The sequence below is a fragment of the Providencia sp. PROV261 genome, from assembly GCF_028477945.1.
Taxonomy (GTDB): Bacteria; Pseudomonadota; Gammaproteobacteria; order Enterobacterales; family Enterobacteriaceae; genus Providencia; species Providencia stuartii.
Genome location: NZ_JAMPMC010000013.1, coordinates 136,555 through 153,222, shown reverse-complemented (window position 1 = coordinate 153,222; position 16,668 = coordinate 136,555). Strand labels below are relative to the sequence as shown.

Below are 16,668 nucleotides of genomic sequence, written 5' to 3'. Positions count from 1 at the left end.
TATGGATATGTCGTTCTCTAATATATAACCTTAGATGTTAGTGATATGTATCTAAAAAGCTATTAATTTTCACGGTAAGTATTTTTATTGAGGGTTTCATTGGTATATAAAAATATTAACATTAATTAATATTAAGGAAATTTAATGTTTATTGCTGTTTTACGGAGGATTATTGAATAAAAATTCACGTGGTAAATATACGTATGCTTATAATACATTATTAAAATAATAATAAAGTAGAATGAAAAAAGTCAATAAGTATATAATGAAATTAATCAATTAACTGTAATTACGGTCTTGAGAGGGGAGTGCTAGAAAGGATTGTAATTATTAAATCTATTTATAATCAATTACTTATTTATTCATTCCAATCAGAAGGAGAGTAATATAAATTACATTTTAATAACAAAAAAATGCAAGATATAGATAAGCTCATCATAGATCCCTAATGACATAGTAAAAATAACTATTAATGTAAAAAAGCTAACAGAAAGCAGTTTCGCCATAATTAATTGATAAAACTCTATTGGTAAATATGTGTTTATAGTTTTAGTATAACTGAACTTAAATATTAAAAATGATGTAATGTGTAAACATACATTTCTGGTAGCGCATACTAACAACTAACGCCATTGTTCAGGTGTTTTTTGAAGTTATAGACTAATTGATCTGATTAGTCTAGTTTTTTATGCTGTATATATGGTATAATACAGTGGTAGAAGTCGGTGATATTGGCCTGAATTACTGCAAATTGTAACAAAATTGAATGTTCACAAAAGGGCGAAATGAAGAGGTTCGCTGATAAATATCTTGCATAACTCATCGGTTAGAACAGATTTAGTGGTGGGTTACTTAAAGTTAATGAATTTTACAACTTTGTTACATTCATGCCTTTCGCTATACTAACATAATAATCAATATGATTGTCACCACTTAAATGAAGAGGATCTTATAATGAAACTCTATCTTTATGATCATTGTCCGTTTTGTGTTAGAGCAAGAATGATATTCGGATTTAAAAAAATCGCTGTAGAGCAGATATTTTTGATGGAAGATGATAAAGCGACGCCAACCAAAATGATTGGCCGCAAAATGTTGCCTATTTTGCAAAAAGATGATGGTGACTATTTACCAGAGAGTCTAGATATAGTTCATTATGTCGATCAGCTAGTAGAGCCAGCAATCGCTCAACATGCTGTTTCTCCAGAGATTGATAAATGGTATAACACCGTTTCAACTACAGTATATAAATTGGTTGTTCCGCGTTTTACACAAGCCGATTTTCCTGAGCTAAAGACCCCAGAGGCGAGAGCCGCTTATATTGAAAGGGAAGAGCGTGCTTTTGGTGATCTGAATACGTTATTAAAAGAAACGCATACATTAATTGTGGAGCTTGAACCACATATGGATGCTTTAGATGCATGGTTAGAAACGCGTAATAGCAACAATATTATTGATGATATTATTATCTTCCCTTTATTGCGCAGTTTATCAATAGTGAATGACTTACCGTTTAGCACCACTATACTGAATTATATGAAAAATATCGCTCAAATAACGGGGGTAACCCTGCTGTTTTCACAAGCAAGGTAAAGCTAGCTATTTTGAAACCGTGTTATTATCAAGCAAAAATCCCATTATTCATGACAAATAATGGGATTTTTAATTAGTCGTCACTTGAAAATAAAGAAAAATTAATTAACGTAATCTTTCAAAACATAAACCAGTTTATATCTACCTTGTGACAAAGTAAGCTTTTTATCATTATAGGATATATCAGCACCTTCGGTTAGCATACGTTTAATTAATGGATCCCATTTTGATAAGTCTTCATCAACGCACTCTAATTCTGTTTTGGATAGATGCTTAACAACAAGCGTTGCATTATTGATCCGACCCATTCCATGAAAATCATTGCACATAGTGGCAGAGACAAACATTTTTTCGCCAAAGGACAAACTAGGAACGCCGACTTTACCAACGATGGGGTGCCCATCAACCTCTGTTAGTACAAAATTATGATGGATTAACTGTTGCTCAGTCACATTATCGCTGTTATCAGCACTCACATTTTGGGTTTGGCAGGCTGCTAATAAAAAACCCAATAGTGTTAAAGGGATTATCCGTTTCATTATCATTTTGCCCCTATTAGGCTTTGACAATGTTAGGACAATCTTCGCCATTATTAAGTTGGCGGATGTTCCCTAAAGTTGTTTCGCTGATACTGGTTAATGCTTCTTCCGTTAAGAAAGCCTGATGACCCGTAAATAGCACATTATGGCATGATGAAAGGCGACGGAAAATATCATCTTGGATAACGTCATTCGATTTGTCTTCAAAGAACAATTCGCGTTCATTTTCATAAACATCCATACCAAGAGAGCCAATTTTCTGTGCTTTAAGTGCACTAATGGCTGCAACAGAATCGATGAGAGCGCCACGGCTTGTATTGATGATCATTACGCCATTTTTCATTTTATTAAATGCGTTTTCATCTAATAAATGGTGATTTTCGGGCGTGAGAGGGCAGTGTAAAGAGATAATGTCAGAATTTTTGTATAAAGTATCTAAATCCACATATTCTGCACCTAAATCGAGGACCACTTGATTTGGGTAAGGGTCATGGGCGAGTAAACGCATACCAAACCCTTTTAAGATCCTCAGCGCGGCTTGGCCAATTTTACCCGTGCCGATAATACCGACAGTGCGGTTATGCATATTAAAGCCCGTTAACCCTTCTAAAGAAAAGTTAGCATCTCGGGTACGTTGATAGGCTCGGTGGATACGACGATTAAGGCATAACATCATCCCCACGGCATGTTCGGCAACTGCTTCAGGTGAATAGGCGGGCACACGCACAACTTGGATCCCAAGCTCTTGTGCTGCGACTAAATCAACATTATTAAAACCTGCGCAACGTAATGCTAAAATGCGGATATTAAGCGCCGCAAGCTCTTCTAATACTTCACGGCTAGCATCATCATTAACAAAGATACATACGGCATCAGCGCCGACAGCATTTTTTGCTGTTTGTACTGTTAATGGAAAATCAAAGTATTCGATATTAAAATCAAACTCGGATCCTTGATTGACTTGATCCATATGTTTACGATCATACTGTTTAGTACTGTAAGAAACGATTTTCATCTAAGAAACTCCGTGTACTATTCGTTAGGAACCCAAAATAAGGGGTAGCTAAAAAAGTGGCTACCAAGCATTAAGGTCAGAATAAGATAATTATTACAGTAAATCATCAAAAAAATACTGAAAGCGCGCCTTTATTGCGCTTTAATTGGTGATTGTAGTCGTTTAAAGATATAACGATCTTGATTAGCACCAATATTCACAATCGATATAGATAAAACAAGGAAGCTGTTTGATGAAAAGGGCACTTAAAATATTACTCTTAAGCGTTGTAGGATGCGTTGTGCTCTTATCTATTTTATGGGTCACAGTAACCCGTTGGCTTCCTATTGTTGCAAAATCTTATTTACCCGAAAACGTGACGCTGTCATTTAGCCAGCCTGTATATCGTCATGACCAATTAATTGTTGATAGCATACAATTGAAGGCAGGCGACTGCTTGTGGTTTGATGCTAAAAAGAGCCGTTTTTCGCTTTTTCCATTACATTTAGCAATTAATGAGTTAACTGAAGATAATCAATGTTTAAGTCAGTTGTCTTCAGATGAAAAAGATAGCGAAAGTACACCACTATCGGTGATTGAATTGATTGATAACTTACCTTCATTTTCATTGGTCATTGAAAATGCCAAGGTATCGCCTTGGGAAGAGTATCAAGGCAGTATTTGGCTGTATCGAAATGAAGGGACGCCATTAGCTTTAGATTATCGTGGTGATAAATTATCTTTTTCAACTAATATCACTGCTAACCATCAACTCAATATTGAACATTTTTCCGTTCAATTACCAGAACAAGAGCAGCGCCTTGAACTCGATGGCGAGTTAAGCTTACCACTAACGACAGAATCACTTCCGACATCAGGCATACTCTTTGCTGAATTTTTATTAACTCAGCCAAGCAAATCCCTGTATGCGAAATTGCGGTGGCTGGATGATCAAGGCACATTGTCTTTATTTGATAAGCAAAGTGGTCAAGAAATTTTTCATTTGCCTTGGCAAGTGTCAGCCAACATGATCCGTATTGAGGATGGGCGTTGGCAGTGGGAAGAGAGTGAGGTTCCATTACATGGCGGTATTTCGTTACAAATAGAGAATTGGCAGTCGGGCCTGAGTGACATGGTGATTAGTGGGCGTACTAATATGATGACCGAGGCTCAAAAAGGTAAAGCGAATTTAGTATTAAATTTACCAGCTAATAAAATTAATTTACTCGATGCAGATATTCATTTTCAGCTAAATGGGCAATTGAAATATGATGATATGGTTTTAGATATTAACTTGCCGTCAAAAATATCGGGTCAATTAATTTCGCCCGCAATTTCATTTCTTCCCGGCTCACTCTTACGAGCTTATGGGCGTGTTTCACCGACGCTACTATTACAAGAAGCGCGCTTACCTTTAGCGGGTACTTCATTGAGTGCGGAAGGGATCACCGGGCGCCTCCAAGCTATTTTAAAAGTGAAAGAGCAGTATTGGGGGGATTTCGCCATTCATTTAGATGGTCAGGCGAATAAGTTTATATTTGATAAAGGCAAGTGGTTTTGGAATTATTGGGGAAATGCACAATTACCGGCTTTAGCGGCGCATTGGGATATCAAAGGGCAAGGTAGTTGGCAAGATTCGTTAATTACCCTAAATACGTTAAACACTGGGTTTGACCAAATAAAATATGGTTTGCTTTCGATGACGGCAACACGCCTTATTTTAACAAAACCTTTATTTTGGCAACGTGATCCGGCTAAAGAGAACTTCCAAGGTGAACTCCAACTTACCAGTCACCGAATGCAATTTGGAGCCGCAAGCTATTTGCCTAAAACGACTGTTAATGCGGCTCTAAAAGGTAAATCACCGGCTGATTTTCAGTTAAAAGCTGATTTAAGTACTAAAGACGTAGGGCCAATCGTTATTTTTAGTCGATGGGATGGCGAACGTTTTCGGGGGCAAGCGCGTTGGCCAGAACAATCAGTGAGCGCATTCCAAACATTGATCCCAAATGATTTAGGGATCACCTTGCGTGAAGGAAAACTTTTTTCACAAGCCGCTTTTTCGATTGATCCAGAAACCGGTTTTATCGCGGGAGGGCACTGGCGTGTAGAAAATACGGGAATGTGGCTTAAAGATGGTGAAGTGAGTGGCTTAGATTTCGTTTTACCTTGGAAATTACAAAATAGCACATGGACGTTAGGTGAAAAATCGGCTGTACAATTACGTATCAAGCAATTAAATAACTTGTTTGAACTAACCGATATTCGAGCCGATTTATCAGGTACTTACCCGCCAACAGATGCAATGCCATTAAAATTGAGCCAAGTTGGTTTTAATTTATTAGGGGGGAAGGTAGAGCTTGATTTACTCCGTTGGCCACAAAAACAGCCAGCCACAATCAGACTACATCAAATTGAATTAAGCCGATTATTTACCATACTCAAAGTAACTCAGTTTGCGGCCTCTGGTCGCGTTGATGGGGAATTACCTTTTTACCTTAATAATCCAGAGTGGATCGTTAAAAATGGTTGGTTAGAAAATAGTGGCCCGTTGGCCTTGCGTCTTGATACTCAGTTTGTTGAGTCAATTAAGGCTGATAATATGTCTGCAGGAGCAGCGATAGGTTGGTTGCAATACTTGGAAATTTCTCGCAGCCGTACCGATGTGAATATCACCAATTTAGGCTTGTTGACAATGAAAACCATTATCCAAGGTTTTAATCCTCAAGAATCTAAAAAAAGAGAAGTTCACTTAAATTACACACATGAAGAGAATATCTTCCAATTATGGCGTAGCCTACGTTTTGGCAGTAACTTAGAAGAGTGGCTGGAAAAAAATATCTAAAGGAATAAGGATTAACAGTGAAAATAATCGCGACGAGTGTATTTACATTGATGGCAATGATGCTGACAGGTTGTTTGCGGGTTGAGGTAGCGACACCTGATAAACCCATTAATATCAACATGAATGTTAAAATTGAGCACGAAATACTCATTAAAGCTGATAAGCAAGTTGAAGACTTACTTAAAGAAAATAGTGATCTTTTTGGTAAGGTGGAAGCACAATGAAGACCATTTTCCAAGCGTTGATGATATCCGGTTTATTTGTTTTTTCGGCTGCTGCACTAACCGTTGATGAGGCAAAAAATCAAGGGTTAGTTGGTGAAACATTATCGGGTTATTTAGCGGTAGTTACCCACGGTAATGCGGAAGTTGATGAGCTTGTCACTGAAATTAACCGTGAGCGTGAAATCAAATACAGTGAAATTGCGAAGAAAAACAATCTAAAAACTAGGGATGTGGGTAAAATAGCGGGGCAGAAACTCGTTGAAAGAGCCGCGAGTGGGGAGTATGTACGCGGTATTAATGGTCAATGGTTGAAGAAAAAATAATATGCGCATGATTTGTTCATACGCACATCATTGTGAGGTCAATTGCGGTTAAGCGATAACCGTATCGATGCATTGACGAGCATCTTGCTGTGCTTTTTCAGCCGATTCAGTACCTAATGCAGTACCCTCAGCAAAAATAAATTCGATATCGGTGATACCGATAAAGTTTAAGAACAGTTTTAAAAATGGAACAATAATGTCAGAAGCCGTATCTTTATAGATGCCACCTCGGCTGGTTAACACAAATGCACGTTTATTTTCTAATAAACCGACTGAGCCTTGTTCAGTATATTTAAAGGTCTCTCCCGCTCTTGCAATAAAATCAAAGTAATTTTTAAGATGGGAAGGGATATTCAAATTGTACATTGGCGCAGTAATGACAATCACATCATGTTGTTTGATTTCATCGATCAATTGGTTAGATAATGCTAAATGCGCTTTCTGCTGTTCAGTTTTACTGTCGCCTGGTGCGAAAGCTGCTAAAATTTCCGCATCAATCGCTGGAATTGGGTTGCTGACAAGATCACGGATGGTTATGCTATCGCTCGGGTTTTTTTCTTGCCATTGTTCAATAAAGTAATCTGCCATTTTGTTACTGTGTGAATAGTCTGCCAGAATACTTGATTTCAACAACAATACTTTTTTCATCGTTTTACCTTAAAACTCATTGATTTATATCGTAATTAATAATACAGATTTTAATCATCAATGAAAGAAAGAATTTTAGAAGAGTTATATCAAAAAAATTGATGTTGCCATTTATTCTGTGGTATTGATGGCGTTTTTATCATGATAGTAATGACAGCCTATATTCAACAAAATGGCATAAAATAGTTAAATAATAAGGATTTAAAAAGTGGAATCCATGCTGACAGCCTTAGAAGCTGATATTGGACAAACTTCATTACGTGACCAACGGTTACTGAAAAAGCGTCTTCAAGGAATAGTTAAAATTCGTGATGAAAAATCACGAGTTGCGGTACTGAATGCGATAAAAGCGGATGTTGAAACAGCGAAACAAAAAATTTCGAACAAGCTGCTTAATCCACCTAAAATCGTCTATCCAGAAAATCTTCCTGTTAGTCAGAAAAAACAAGCTATTTATGATGCGATAAAACAGCATCAAGTGGTGATCATCGCGGGTGAAACAGGGTCCGGTAAAACGACTCAGATCCCCAAAATATGTCTGGAATTAGGGCGAGGCGTTAAAGGGCTAATCGGTCATACACAACCAAGGCGACTAGCCGCTCGTGCGGTAGCAACCCGTCTAGCTCAAGAGCTTGAAAGCGAAGTCGGAACTATTGTTGGTTATAAAGTTCGCTTTAGTGATCAAGTGAGTGATAATACACAAGTCAAATTAATGACAGATGGCATTTTGTTAGCAGAACTGCAAAATGATAGGTTACTGCTGCAATATGATACGATCATTATCGATGAGGCCCACGAACGTAGCCTAAATATCGATTTTATCTTAGGTTACCTGCGCCAATTATTACCTAAACGTCCTGATCTAAAAGTCATTATTACGTCAGCAACTATCGATCCTGAACGTTTCTCTCGCCATTTTAATCAGGCACCCATTATTGAAGTGTCGGGGAGAACTTATCCCGTTGAAGTGCGTTATCGCCCGATTATGGGGGATGATAATGACAGCGACCGCGATCAAATCGATGGCATCATTGATGCTGTAAATGAGCTTGGGCAGGAAAGCTCAGGGGATATTTTGATCTTTATGAGCGGTGAACGAGAAATCCGCGATACCGCTGATGCCTTGTCAAAATTACAATTGCGCCATACCGAAATTTTACCGCTATTTGCTAGGCTATCGAATAGTGAACAAAATCGCATATTCCACCCACATGGTGGGCGGCGAATTATTTTAGCCACTAACGTTGCTGAAACGTCTTTGACCGTGCCTGGCATCAAATATGTCATTGATACTGGTTATGCGCGAATAAGCCGTTACAGTGTTAGAACCAAGGTGCAGCGCTTACCTGTTGAACCGATCTCCCAAGCTTCAGCAAATCAGCGTAAAGGTCGCTGTGGTCGTGTTTCTGATGGTATTTGTATTCGTTTATATTCTGAAGAGGACTTTTTAAGTCGCCCAGAGTTTACCGATCCTGAAATACTAAGAACCAATTTGGCGTCTGTTATTTTACAAATGACCTCAATTGGCTTAGGAGATATTAGCGCATTTCCATTTGTCGAAGCTCCGGATAAACGTAATATTCAAGATGGCGTGAAGTTATTAGAAGAGCTTGGGGCTATTCAGGCGCATCAACAGAGTGAACGCGGTTATATATTGACGGATATTGGTCGTCAATTGGCGCAACTACCGGTTGACCCACGTCTCGCTCGAATGGTGATAGAAGCGAGAAAGCTAGGGGCAGTCAGGGAAACCATGGTGATTGTGGCGGCATTATCGATTCAAGACCCAAGGGAGCGCCCATTAGATAAACAACAAGCAGCAGATGAAAAGCATCGCCGCTTCCACGATAAACAATCTGATTTCTTAGCATTCCTTAATCTGTGGGATTACTTAAAAGAGCAGCAAACCGCTTTATCAAATGCGCAATTTAGAAAAATGTGCCGCCAAGATTTTTTGAACTATTTACGCATTCGAGAGTGGCAAGATCTCTATACTCAATTGAGGCAAGTTGTTAAAGAGCAAGGTTTTCCAATTAATAGTGCAGCGGCAGATTACCGGTGTATTCATACATCATTACTTGCTGGGCTGCTATCTCATATCGGTCAAAAAGATGTGGAAAAGCCAGAATTTACAGGCGCTAGGAATGCAAGATTCACTATCTTCCCCGGCTCAGGTTTATTTAAAAAGCCCCCAAAATGGGCAATGGTCGCCGAGTTAGTAGAAACGTCAAAATTATGGGGGCGGGTGGCTGCAACTATTGAGCCTGAATGGATAGAGCCGTTAGCGGAGCACCTTGTTAAGCACCATTACAGCGAACCTCATTGGTCTAAATCGCAAGGTGCTGTGATGGCCTCTGAAAAGGTCACTTTGTATGGATTACCGATCGTCGCCGCGCGCCAAGTGAATTACGGGAAAATCGACCCCTTATTGTGTCGCGAGCTTTTCATTCGTCATGCACTGGTCGAAGGGGATTGGGTTACTCGTCACGCATTTTTCAGGGAAAACCGTAAGCTATTGGCGGAAGTTGAAGATTTAGAACACAAGTCTCGTCGTCGTGATATTTTGGTTGATGATGAAACCTTGTTTGCGTTTTATGACCAGCGTATCCCTAATGATGTGATCTCTACTCGCCATTTTGATAAGTGGTGGAAGGTTGCTTCAAAACAGCAGCCCGACCTCCTGAACTTTGAAAAAAATATGTTGATCAAAGAGGATGCGGCGCACGTTTCATTGCTAGATTATCCAAACTTTTGGCATCAAGGTGAGCTGAAATTCCGCTTAAGTTATCAATTTGAGCCAGGAACGGAGGCAGATGGGGTGACAGTGCATATCCCATTAGCCATTTTAAACCAAGTACACAATGTTGGTTTTGATTGGCAAGTTCCGGGGTTACGTCAAGAACTGATTATTGCGTTGATTAAATCATTACCTAAGCCTGTACGTCGGAATTTTGTGCCTGCACCTAATTATGCCGCGGCATTTCTTGAAAGAGTACCGACACCAGATGGTAGCCTACTTGATAAGCTTGAGCGTGAATTACGTCGCATGACAGGGGTGACTGTTGAACGTGATGCTTGGCAATTAGACCAACTACCTAGCCATTTGAAAATGACATTCCGCGTAGTGGGTGAAAAAAATAAAACCATCGCTGAAGGTCAAGATCTGGATGAATTGAAAAATCGGCTCAAAGAAAAGGTACAAGAAACCCTTTCCGAAGTGGTTGATGATGGCATTGAACAAAGCGGCTTACATATCTGGAGCTTTGGTGAGTTACCTCAACGTTACGAACAGAAACGAGGAGGGTATTCTGTTAAGGCTTATCCGGCCTTAGTGGATGAAAGAAACAGTGTTGGGATCCGCGTTTTCGAAACCGAATTTGAACAACAACAAGCGATGTGGGGTGGTGTACGTAGGTTACTGTTACTGAATATTCCATCGCCAATTAAATACTTACATGAAAAACTCCCGAACAAATCTAAACTGGGATTATATTTTAATCCGTATGGAAAAGTTTTAGAGTTAATCGATGATTGTATCGCCTGTGGTGTTGATCAACTCATTGCGACTTATGGTGGCCCTGTGTGGACGGAAGATGGGTTTGGCAAGTTACAAGAGTTTGTGCGGGCTGAACTCAATGATGCAGTTGTACAAATCGCGAAACAAGTTGAGCAAATACTCACTGCGGTATTTGCAATCAATAAACGCTTAAAAGGACGCGTTGACTTTGCGATGGCAATGGCACTTTCGGATATAAAAGGGCAGATGTCTAACTTAGTCTTTAAAGGCTTTGTCACTGAACATGGTTGGAAACGGCTTCCTGACGTGCTCCGTTATTTGAATGGTATTGAGCGCCGATTAGAAAAACTGGCGATTGATCCTAATAGAGACCGTGCCCAAATGAGTAAAGTGGAGCATGTGACACAAATGTGGCAGCAATGGAAGGCGAAACTGACACCAGTACAACAACAATTACCGGAAGTACAAGAGATCCGTTGGATGATCGAAGAGTTGCGTATAAGCCTATTTGCACAGCAGCTTGGTACGCCGTATCCGATTTCGGATAAACGGATTATTCAATCAATGGAAAATTTAAGTCAGTCACTTTGATAAAATACAGAGTTAGATGATAACCTTCAAAACCCCATCATGATGCTAAAGATGGGGTTTTTTTATCGTTATCGGTTATGGATAAACAATTTGTAATGTCGCAGTTGCATTGGCTTTTCCCGCACTAACAGAGGGGTGGATTTGCACATATTGAGCTTCGAAATAAATGGCATAGGGGGAGCGGTCAAAGCTAGTTCCTAAATTAAAGACTTTATTTAGAGGGATTGGCTCACCTTGAAAACGCAGTTGTAAACCAATCCCTTGGGCGCTATCAGGTCTTTTATCTAGTGCAATCACAGAATGATCTGCACTGTGACTGGCTCGCCCACTAAGGATAATGCCCACAGGGGTTTCTCCACTACAATTTAGCGTAAGATAAAAAGAGACGGGGGCGGAATGGCTACCAATCCCCCTAAACTGGCTCTGTTTGACTTTCTTCATTTTTACTCGTTTATGTTTTTCGAGCAGTTCACAGCTAGGCGTAACAATCTTTGTATTTAGGAAACGATAACTTTGAACAGGTAAATGACCAATTGATGCTTCAATCAGACGATGAGAGCTAAGTATCCCTGAACCTGTGATGTTTTTTGTTTTCACCAATTGTACTCGGATCCCATTTAATGCATTACCACAATAGCTATAACGATGAGAGGTAATGTGGCAAGCATTGGGTGAGTCATTAACAAAAGGTAACTTATCTCGGCTAAATGCCACTCCCTGTGGGATGAAGCGAAGGCCAATGCCGTCAATATTTGTTTGATAAATTGAGTTATAACCATTTGATAGTAATGGGAACTGGCTATTTTCCCATTTTGCTTGAACGGGTGAGCGACAATCTACCATGATTGGATTGTCACTAAGACCGTTTAAGGTCACCTCTTGGATCACCGACCCTACCGCTAATCGATGAGGTACAGTTACCGTACCGAGGGATAACACAGTATGATGTGGCGTGAAATTTGGCACATATTGGCATTGAGAAGCATAAGCGTTATGTGTAACGAATATACAGCAAGGCCATAAACGAGAAATTAAAGTCATCATAAAGCTTCCTTGCGCTGACAAATCACCGGAACATGGTAAAACCCTTGATTCAGATCTGTTTCTAATAGTTGGTATTGAAATTCACATTGCTGCGATTGTTTTGCTCCCCATTTCAATTTTATTGTGCCTGATGGCTCAAGCCCACTTAAATAGACTTGGCCCATATCGTTAATAATTCCTACATTAATATCATTGCTTGTTAGTTCTCCTTTTTCTGTTACGAGGCTGGCAAGCGCACCAAAAGGGGCCAATTTCCCATCCGCAAGCCGAATAGTAAAGAAAGAGCGTTTGCCCCGTTTGACGGGGAAGTGAACCAGTACCAATGCCCCTTTCGTTGGTAAAATAGATTGAAAACTCGTTTCAATTTCAGTATCTACAGGTAAGGTCTGTGTATCAATAACAAAGTTATTACGCCGATAAGGTTGTAGCTGATTGATAATCGCATGGCCTTTGCTATCGGTATTGGTATTGAGTTGAGCATCCAAACGGACGTCTTGCGTATCAGGTACAACCAATAAAGCGGAAGTTTCCCCACGACTCGGTGTTAGCGTGATGCCATACGAATGAGCCACCACTGAACTTCGAAACCCATAGTGCAATTGATGCTCTTGTTTGTAGCCATAACCCGCATTTAAAATAAATTTATTATGATGATACTGAGTATAAAATCGTGTGTCTGATTCATTTTTCGGCCTCATACAACAGCGGTTATTTAGAGAGTTATGCTGCAGAGTATAAGAAATAAAATTATCTTCTAGGATGGCTCCCGTTAATGTTGCTTGCTGGCTTTGATAGTTATTTGGCGCATATTGTGATTGGTAACTAAAATGCGTATTAGGCAACCAAGTGTTCACTGGAATAATTATGGAAGCAGAAAAGATATACTCTGGTTTTTGCTCAATGATAGAATAATTTGACTGGCAGTTAAGGCTAAAATGGTATTCGTTTATATTGCCTGAATAATTGAGATTATAGGCCCACTGATATCCTCTTTGCTCTCTAAACCTCTGTTGCGATGCTGATAATGATATATTTCCAAAATAACCTAACCCTTGTGATAAATGTAGCTTAATGATCTGTTGAGGGTAGGCGGTGTTAGATAAGTTTATTTTATCCAATACATCAGTGAACTGCCGTAACTTAGGGTTATCGGTCCATTGAACATTAAATGTAAACTCAGTTGCGGTGGGCGTGATTAACTTTGAATATTCAAACTGATAACTATTTGATTTATTTTTCTGACTGTAGGATTGTGTCCAATCAATAGTCAAATCGCCAATTTCATTGGCTGAAAATGAACTGCCTAATATCAGTGATTTAAAAGGTGATGAGAAAATAGAACCAGTATACGCAGTGATATTATTGTTAATACCATATTTTATTTCGCTATGAAAAAAATAAGGTGGTGCAGAGCGTGAGCGGTTAGAGACCATTCCACTGTTTAAGGCATAGCGAAATTGGCCTTTTTTGATCATCAGTGGCGAAGAAGAAAAAGGGTATTGGTATTGACGAACTCGACCACTAGACTCAGTGATCGTCATTTCTAAGACGCCTTTATGGGCTAATGGTTTCAATTGATTTAGTGTAAATGGCCCCGCAGGTAAATAATCATTATAAATGATAATATTATTTTGCCTTACGGTCACCTGAGCCGGACTATGATTAATGCCTTGTAATATGGGGGAATAATATGCATCATAATCCGGAAACATTAATTCATCATTAGAGAGTGAGATCCCTTTAAAAGAGTATGGTATAAAAAATGAGGAGGCAAGGTAATACTCGCCTAAGATAAATTGACTTTTTAAGGACCTAATCGGGTAGGATAAAGTTGTATTATAACTCTCCCATTGTTGGTGTGAGTTTGAGTAAACTAAATTATTTCTTAGACGCCATCCTAGATAGTTAATACCATTTTGCAATGACAGGTTAAAGCTATTATTGTCATTAATGTACTTATTCGAGTTATAACTTCCGGATAGGTTATAATCAATATAAGCTGACGTTACGCCATCATCCCATTGTGATTGAAGGTTATTCTCATTAGTGTCACTATTTAAGTAATGATGAGGGATATTGATATCCAACGTTAAGTGATTAAAGTCAAAATGATGAAAATAACCCTCGATAATTGTTGAAAGGTGGCTAGCTAGGTTGTCATTCTTATCAAACGCCATTGTATTTAATGTTTTTTCATGTAGGCCAATTTTTAATAATTGATTTCGACTGAATATTGGTACTAACTGTTGATCTATATATTGAAAACTTACATTTTCAGTAAATAGTCTAACATTGTTGACAATAACATCAACGGCATAAATCCCTTCGGGTTGATTATCTAGATTTAATATAATATTTTCAATGTCATTAATATTTTCAATGTTATCAAGTGCCTCAAGATTAAAATATTCAGCATATGCCAAAAGAGGAGTCGTGATTAAAAACAGCATTAATAAATTGATATTATTTTTTTTCATCATCATTAAAGAGTTGTTGAGAAATTAATTGTGTTTTACCGCCATAATCATTTAATGCGCTCCAAGAAACAGAATTCAATTGAGGCAATACTATTTTCCAAGATAATTGCCCAAAGGGGGCTATCATGCCAGGCTCTGCAATCTCTTTACCATTAAGGTATAGTTCTCGCAGCGTAATATAGTGCCCAGTAGGATTTGTTGCCGTTACTTTTTGGTTATTATAGCTAAATGTGATCTCTTTAAATGCAGATTCGGCACTGCTATTTAAAGATTCAGGTCGATAAAATAGCTTGAAACTGGATTTCACAACAATATGTAAATTATTTTCTGTATTTTCATGAATGGCAGGAAGAGACTTGATATGTAACCAGTAGAGAGTCTCTTGAACAGTTTGGTTTAATGGCGCCACTTTTATCACTCTTAATTTATTTAATGAGGCAGGTTTTAGCTTAAATAGTGGTGGTGTAATAATAAAATCATTAGACCGTTGATTATCTTTTTCAACCCATGATTGAATAAGGTAAGTCGTTTGCTCCTCAGGGTTCTCAATAGATAATGATATTTCCCTATCGTTTTCAGGATAAACAAACCGCGTGCCATTAATAATAATTCCGGCATAAGAGAGAAAAGGAAGCAATAATAAAAAGGTGACTGTTATTTTCATGATAATTAATGAGAGAGAAGAAAACCTCTCTCTCATCTCCTCTTTTATTGATAAATAATGCTGAAATGCGCTAATGCATCTGCTGAGCCGGGAATGATTTGATCACTGGTTGCAATATATTTAGCCACAAAATTCATTTCTACCGTTTTACTTGGGGTTATTTCTTTAAACTGGCTTCCCCCATTTAGTGGTATACGGCGAACACTATTTTCTTCATAAAGGCCTATTGCAATACCTGTTGCAGCAGGTGAGGTTGCATTTGGTGATAATCCTAATAAAGAAGGGTTAGCACTATCACTTTTACCATCAAACTTAAATTGAATTTTCTTATAATCGGTAGGGCAATTAGATAATGTTATTCTAAATGGTGTTGCTGCGGCAGTACTATTTTTATTAGTAAAAGCGGCTACAGAAACCTTCCCCATATTAACCACTTTATGTACAGAATTAGTATCAACAGAGCACGCCGTTGGAATTATACTGCCAACGAACTTTATTTCACCATCTGCTGAAAAAGAAATAGAATGATTAAAAAATAAAATAAGTAATATATATTTTAATAAACTGTTCATTGTATGACCTTGTAAATTATTTGCTGTGTGATTTCTATCAGTATATGTTGCTGATTGAGCGCAATATAATAAGTCTATTTTTTATGTTAAAAAGGGGTAAATTGGCGTGCACAAAACCAAATGATTTGATATCGACTTTCTTTTTCATCCTAAAATTTTGTTTTTAACATTTGCATTATGAAAATGATTTTCAGCATGATACTCCGTTTATTGTTCTTAAAAATTAAGAGTAGGGTATAACCGTTAAATTTTTAACGATTATAGCATCAAAACATACTACTTTAGTTACAACATACTAATTGTTTGAAGAGTACCTAATGAAACAACAGTGCCAATACAAAAAATAACGTGACTAGGCTAGCTAAGAATTAAATGGGAAATCAATCCAAGGTAGGGTGAATAGGGGGGGAAATGGTAAATCAGAGTCTCTATTTACTCCCTTTGCTAGTTTTAGCAGAGAGAGTAAAAACACAAACTGTCTGTATGGGAAATGAGCAAAACACTACAGTGTTTTACTTGTTACGCTATGCAAATAGGGCGAGCCATTGGTTTTTACGGCGTTTAAAGAGAATGGGTGTAACTCCTTTGAGCCTTTCTCATTTAATTTCTGGCGACATCTAATTTTTCTGGCACAGGC

At 38.4% G+C, this 16,668-nt stretch carries 12 protein-coding genes; 5 read left to right on the top strand and 7 right to left on the bottom strand.

Translation table 11 applies throughout. The annotated features are described in order from the left end of the window. Nucleotides 1-954 precede the first annotated feature (954 nt). A complete protein-coding gene (gene grxB / locus PR675_RS09200) occupies nt 955-1,593 on the top strand; it encodes a glutaredoxin 2 (protein WP_272582733.1) in 639 nt (212 codons plus the stop codon). 101 nt (nt 1,594-1,694) lie between these two features. On the opposite strand, the gene PR675_RS09195 is transcribed toward grxB, so the two are convergent. Both PR675_RS09195 and PR675_RS09190 read right to left on the bottom strand, forming a co-directional pair. Next, entirely contained in the window at nt 1,695-2,132 is a 438-nt protein-coding gene (locus PR675_RS09195) for an META domain-containing protein (RefSeq protein WP_014658307.1), read from the bottom strand. A gap of 16 nt (nt 2,133-2,148) precedes the next feature. Next, nucleotides 2,149-3,147, bottom strand: a complete 999-nt coding sequence (locus PR675_RS09190; RefSeq protein ID WP_004919549.1) for a 2-hydroxyacid dehydrogenase — start codon at nt 3,145-3,147, stop codon at nt 2,149-2,151. A 232-nt stretch (nt 3,148-3,379) separates the two neighbouring features. On the opposite strand from PR675_RS09190, the gene PR675_RS09185 reads away from it, so the two are divergent. The 3 genes from PR675_RS09185 to PR675_RS09175 are packed head-to-tail and all read left to right on the top strand — an operon-like array spanning nt 3,380 to nt 6,518. After that, nucleotides 3,380-5,971: a YdbH family protein gene (locus PR675_RS09185; RefSeq protein WP_004919551.1), complete on the top strand. Its 2,592-nt coding sequence runs from the start codon at nt 3,380-3,382 to the stop codon at nt 5,969-5,971. 50 nt (nt 5,972-6,021) lie between these two features. After that, a complete protein-coding gene (locus tag PR675_RS09180) occupies nt 6,022-6,195 on the top strand; it encodes a YnbE family lipoprotein (protein ID WP_004919554.1) in 174 nt (57 codons plus the stop codon). Continuing rightward, nucleotides 6,192-6,518: a YdbL family protein gene (locus PR675_RS09175; RefSeq protein WP_004919556.1), complete on the top strand. Its 327-nt coding sequence runs from the start codon at nt 6,192-6,194 to the stop codon at nt 6,516-6,518. The genes PR675_RS09180 and PR675_RS09175 overlap by 4 nt, the downstream gene beginning before the upstream one ends. Before the next feature lie 48 nt (nt 6,519-6,566). Here PR675_RS09175 and PR675_RS09170 read toward each other — a convergent pair whose 3' ends face one another. Continuing rightward, nucleotides 6,567-7,166 carry an FMN-dependent NADH-azoreductase gene (locus PR675_RS09170; protein WP_004919558.1) on the bottom strand — a complete coding sequence of 200 codons (600 nt, stop codon included), beginning with the start codon at nt 7,164-7,166 and terminating at the stop codon, nt 6,567-6,569. Between the two features lie 217 nt (nt 7,167-7,383). Here PR675_RS09170 and hrpA point away from each other — a divergent pair, with 217 nt between their 5' ends. Then, nucleotides 7,384-11,274 carry an ATP-dependent RNA helicase HrpA gene (gene hrpA / locus PR675_RS09165; protein ID WP_192840891.1) on the top strand — a complete coding sequence of 1,297 codons (3,891 nt, stop codon included), beginning with the start codon at nt 7,384-7,386 and terminating at the stop codon, nt 11,272-11,274. 75 nt (nt 11,275-11,349) lie between these two features. Here hrpA and PR675_RS09160 read toward each other — a convergent pair whose 3' ends face one another. From PR675_RS09160 to PR675_RS09145, 4 genes are read right to left on the bottom strand one after another with little or no spacing between them, the layout of a single operon-like run. Continuing rightward, nucleotides 11,350-12,318 carry a fimbrial protein gene (locus PR675_RS09160; protein ID WP_060560991.1) on the bottom strand — a complete coding sequence of 323 codons (969 nt, stop codon included), beginning with the start codon at nt 12,316-12,318 and terminating at the stop codon, nt 11,350-11,352. After that, nucleotides 12,315-14,801 (bottom strand): fimbria/pilus outer membrane usher protein, encoded by a 2,487-nt coding sequence (locus PR675_RS09155; protein ID WP_060560992.1) that lies wholly within the window; start codon nt 14,799-14,801, stop codon nt 12,315-12,317. The genes PR675_RS09160 and PR675_RS09155 overlap by 4 nt, the downstream gene beginning before the upstream one ends. Further along, on the bottom strand, nt 14,782-15,495 hold the full coding sequence (locus PR675_RS09150; protein ID WP_080728264.1) for a fimbrial biogenesis chaperone: 714 nt from the start codon (nt 15,493-15,495) through the stop codon (nt 14,782-14,784). The genes PR675_RS09155 and PR675_RS09150 overlap by 20 nt, the downstream gene beginning before the upstream one ends. Nucleotides 15,496-15,503: 8 nt before the next feature. Further along, nucleotides 15,504-16,031 carry a fimbrial protein gene (locus PR675_RS09145; RefSeq protein WP_014658314.1) on the bottom strand — a complete coding sequence of 176 codons (528 nt, stop codon included), beginning with the start codon at nt 16,029-16,031 and terminating at the stop codon, nt 15,504-15,506. Nucleotides 16,032-16,668 lie beyond the last annotated feature (637 nt).

What these genes read in the sequence shown, in the direction of transcription:
- grxB (WP_272582733.1), top strand. Translation starts at nt 955, where the DNA reads ATGAAACTCTATCTTTATGATCATTGTCCGTTTTGTGTTAGAGCAAGA.
- PR675_RS09175 (WP_004919556.1), top strand. Translation starts at nt 6,192, where the DNA reads ATGAAGACCATTTTCCAAGCGTTGATGATATCCGGTTTATTTGTTTTT.
- PR675_RS09180 (WP_004919554.1), top strand. Translation starts at nt 6,022, where the DNA reads ATGGCAATGATGCTGACAGGTTGTTTGCGGGTTGAGGTAGCGACACCT.
- PR675_RS09150 (WP_080728264.1), bottom strand. Translation starts at nt 15,495, where the DNA reads ATGAGAGAGAGGTTTTCTTCTCTCTCATTAATTATCATGAAAATAACA.
- PR675_RS09170 (WP_004919558.1), bottom strand. Translation starts at nt 7,166, where the DNA reads ATGAAAAAAGTATTGTTGTTGAAATCAAGTATTCTGGCAGACTATTCA.
- PR675_RS09160 (WP_060560991.1), bottom strand. Translation starts at nt 12,318, where the DNA reads ATGATGACTTTAATTTCTCGTTTATGGCCTTGCTGTATATTCGTTACA.
- PR675_RS09155 (WP_060560992.1), bottom strand. Translation starts at nt 14,801, where the DNA reads ATGATGATGAAAAAAAATAATATCAATTTATTAATGCTGTTTTTAATC.
- PR675_RS09145 (WP_014658314.1), bottom strand. Translation starts at nt 16,031, where the DNA reads ATGAACAGTTTATTAAAATATATATTACTTATTTTATTTTTTAATCAT.
- PR675_RS09185 (WP_004919551.1), top strand. Translation starts at nt 3,380, where the DNA reads ATGAAAAGGGCACTTAAAATATTACTCTTAAGCGTTGTAGGATGCGTT.
- PR675_RS09190 (WP_004919549.1), bottom strand. Translation starts at nt 3,147, where the DNA reads ATGAAAATCGTTTCTTACAGTACTAAACAGTATGATCGTAAACATATG.
- hrpA (WP_192840891.1), top strand. Translation starts at nt 7,384, where the DNA reads ATGCTGACAGCCTTAGAAGCTGATATTGGACAAACTTCATTACGTGAC.
- PR675_RS09195 (WP_014658307.1), bottom strand. Translation starts at nt 2,132, where the DNA reads ATGAAACGGATAATCCCTTTAACACTATTGGGTTTTTTATTAGCAGCC.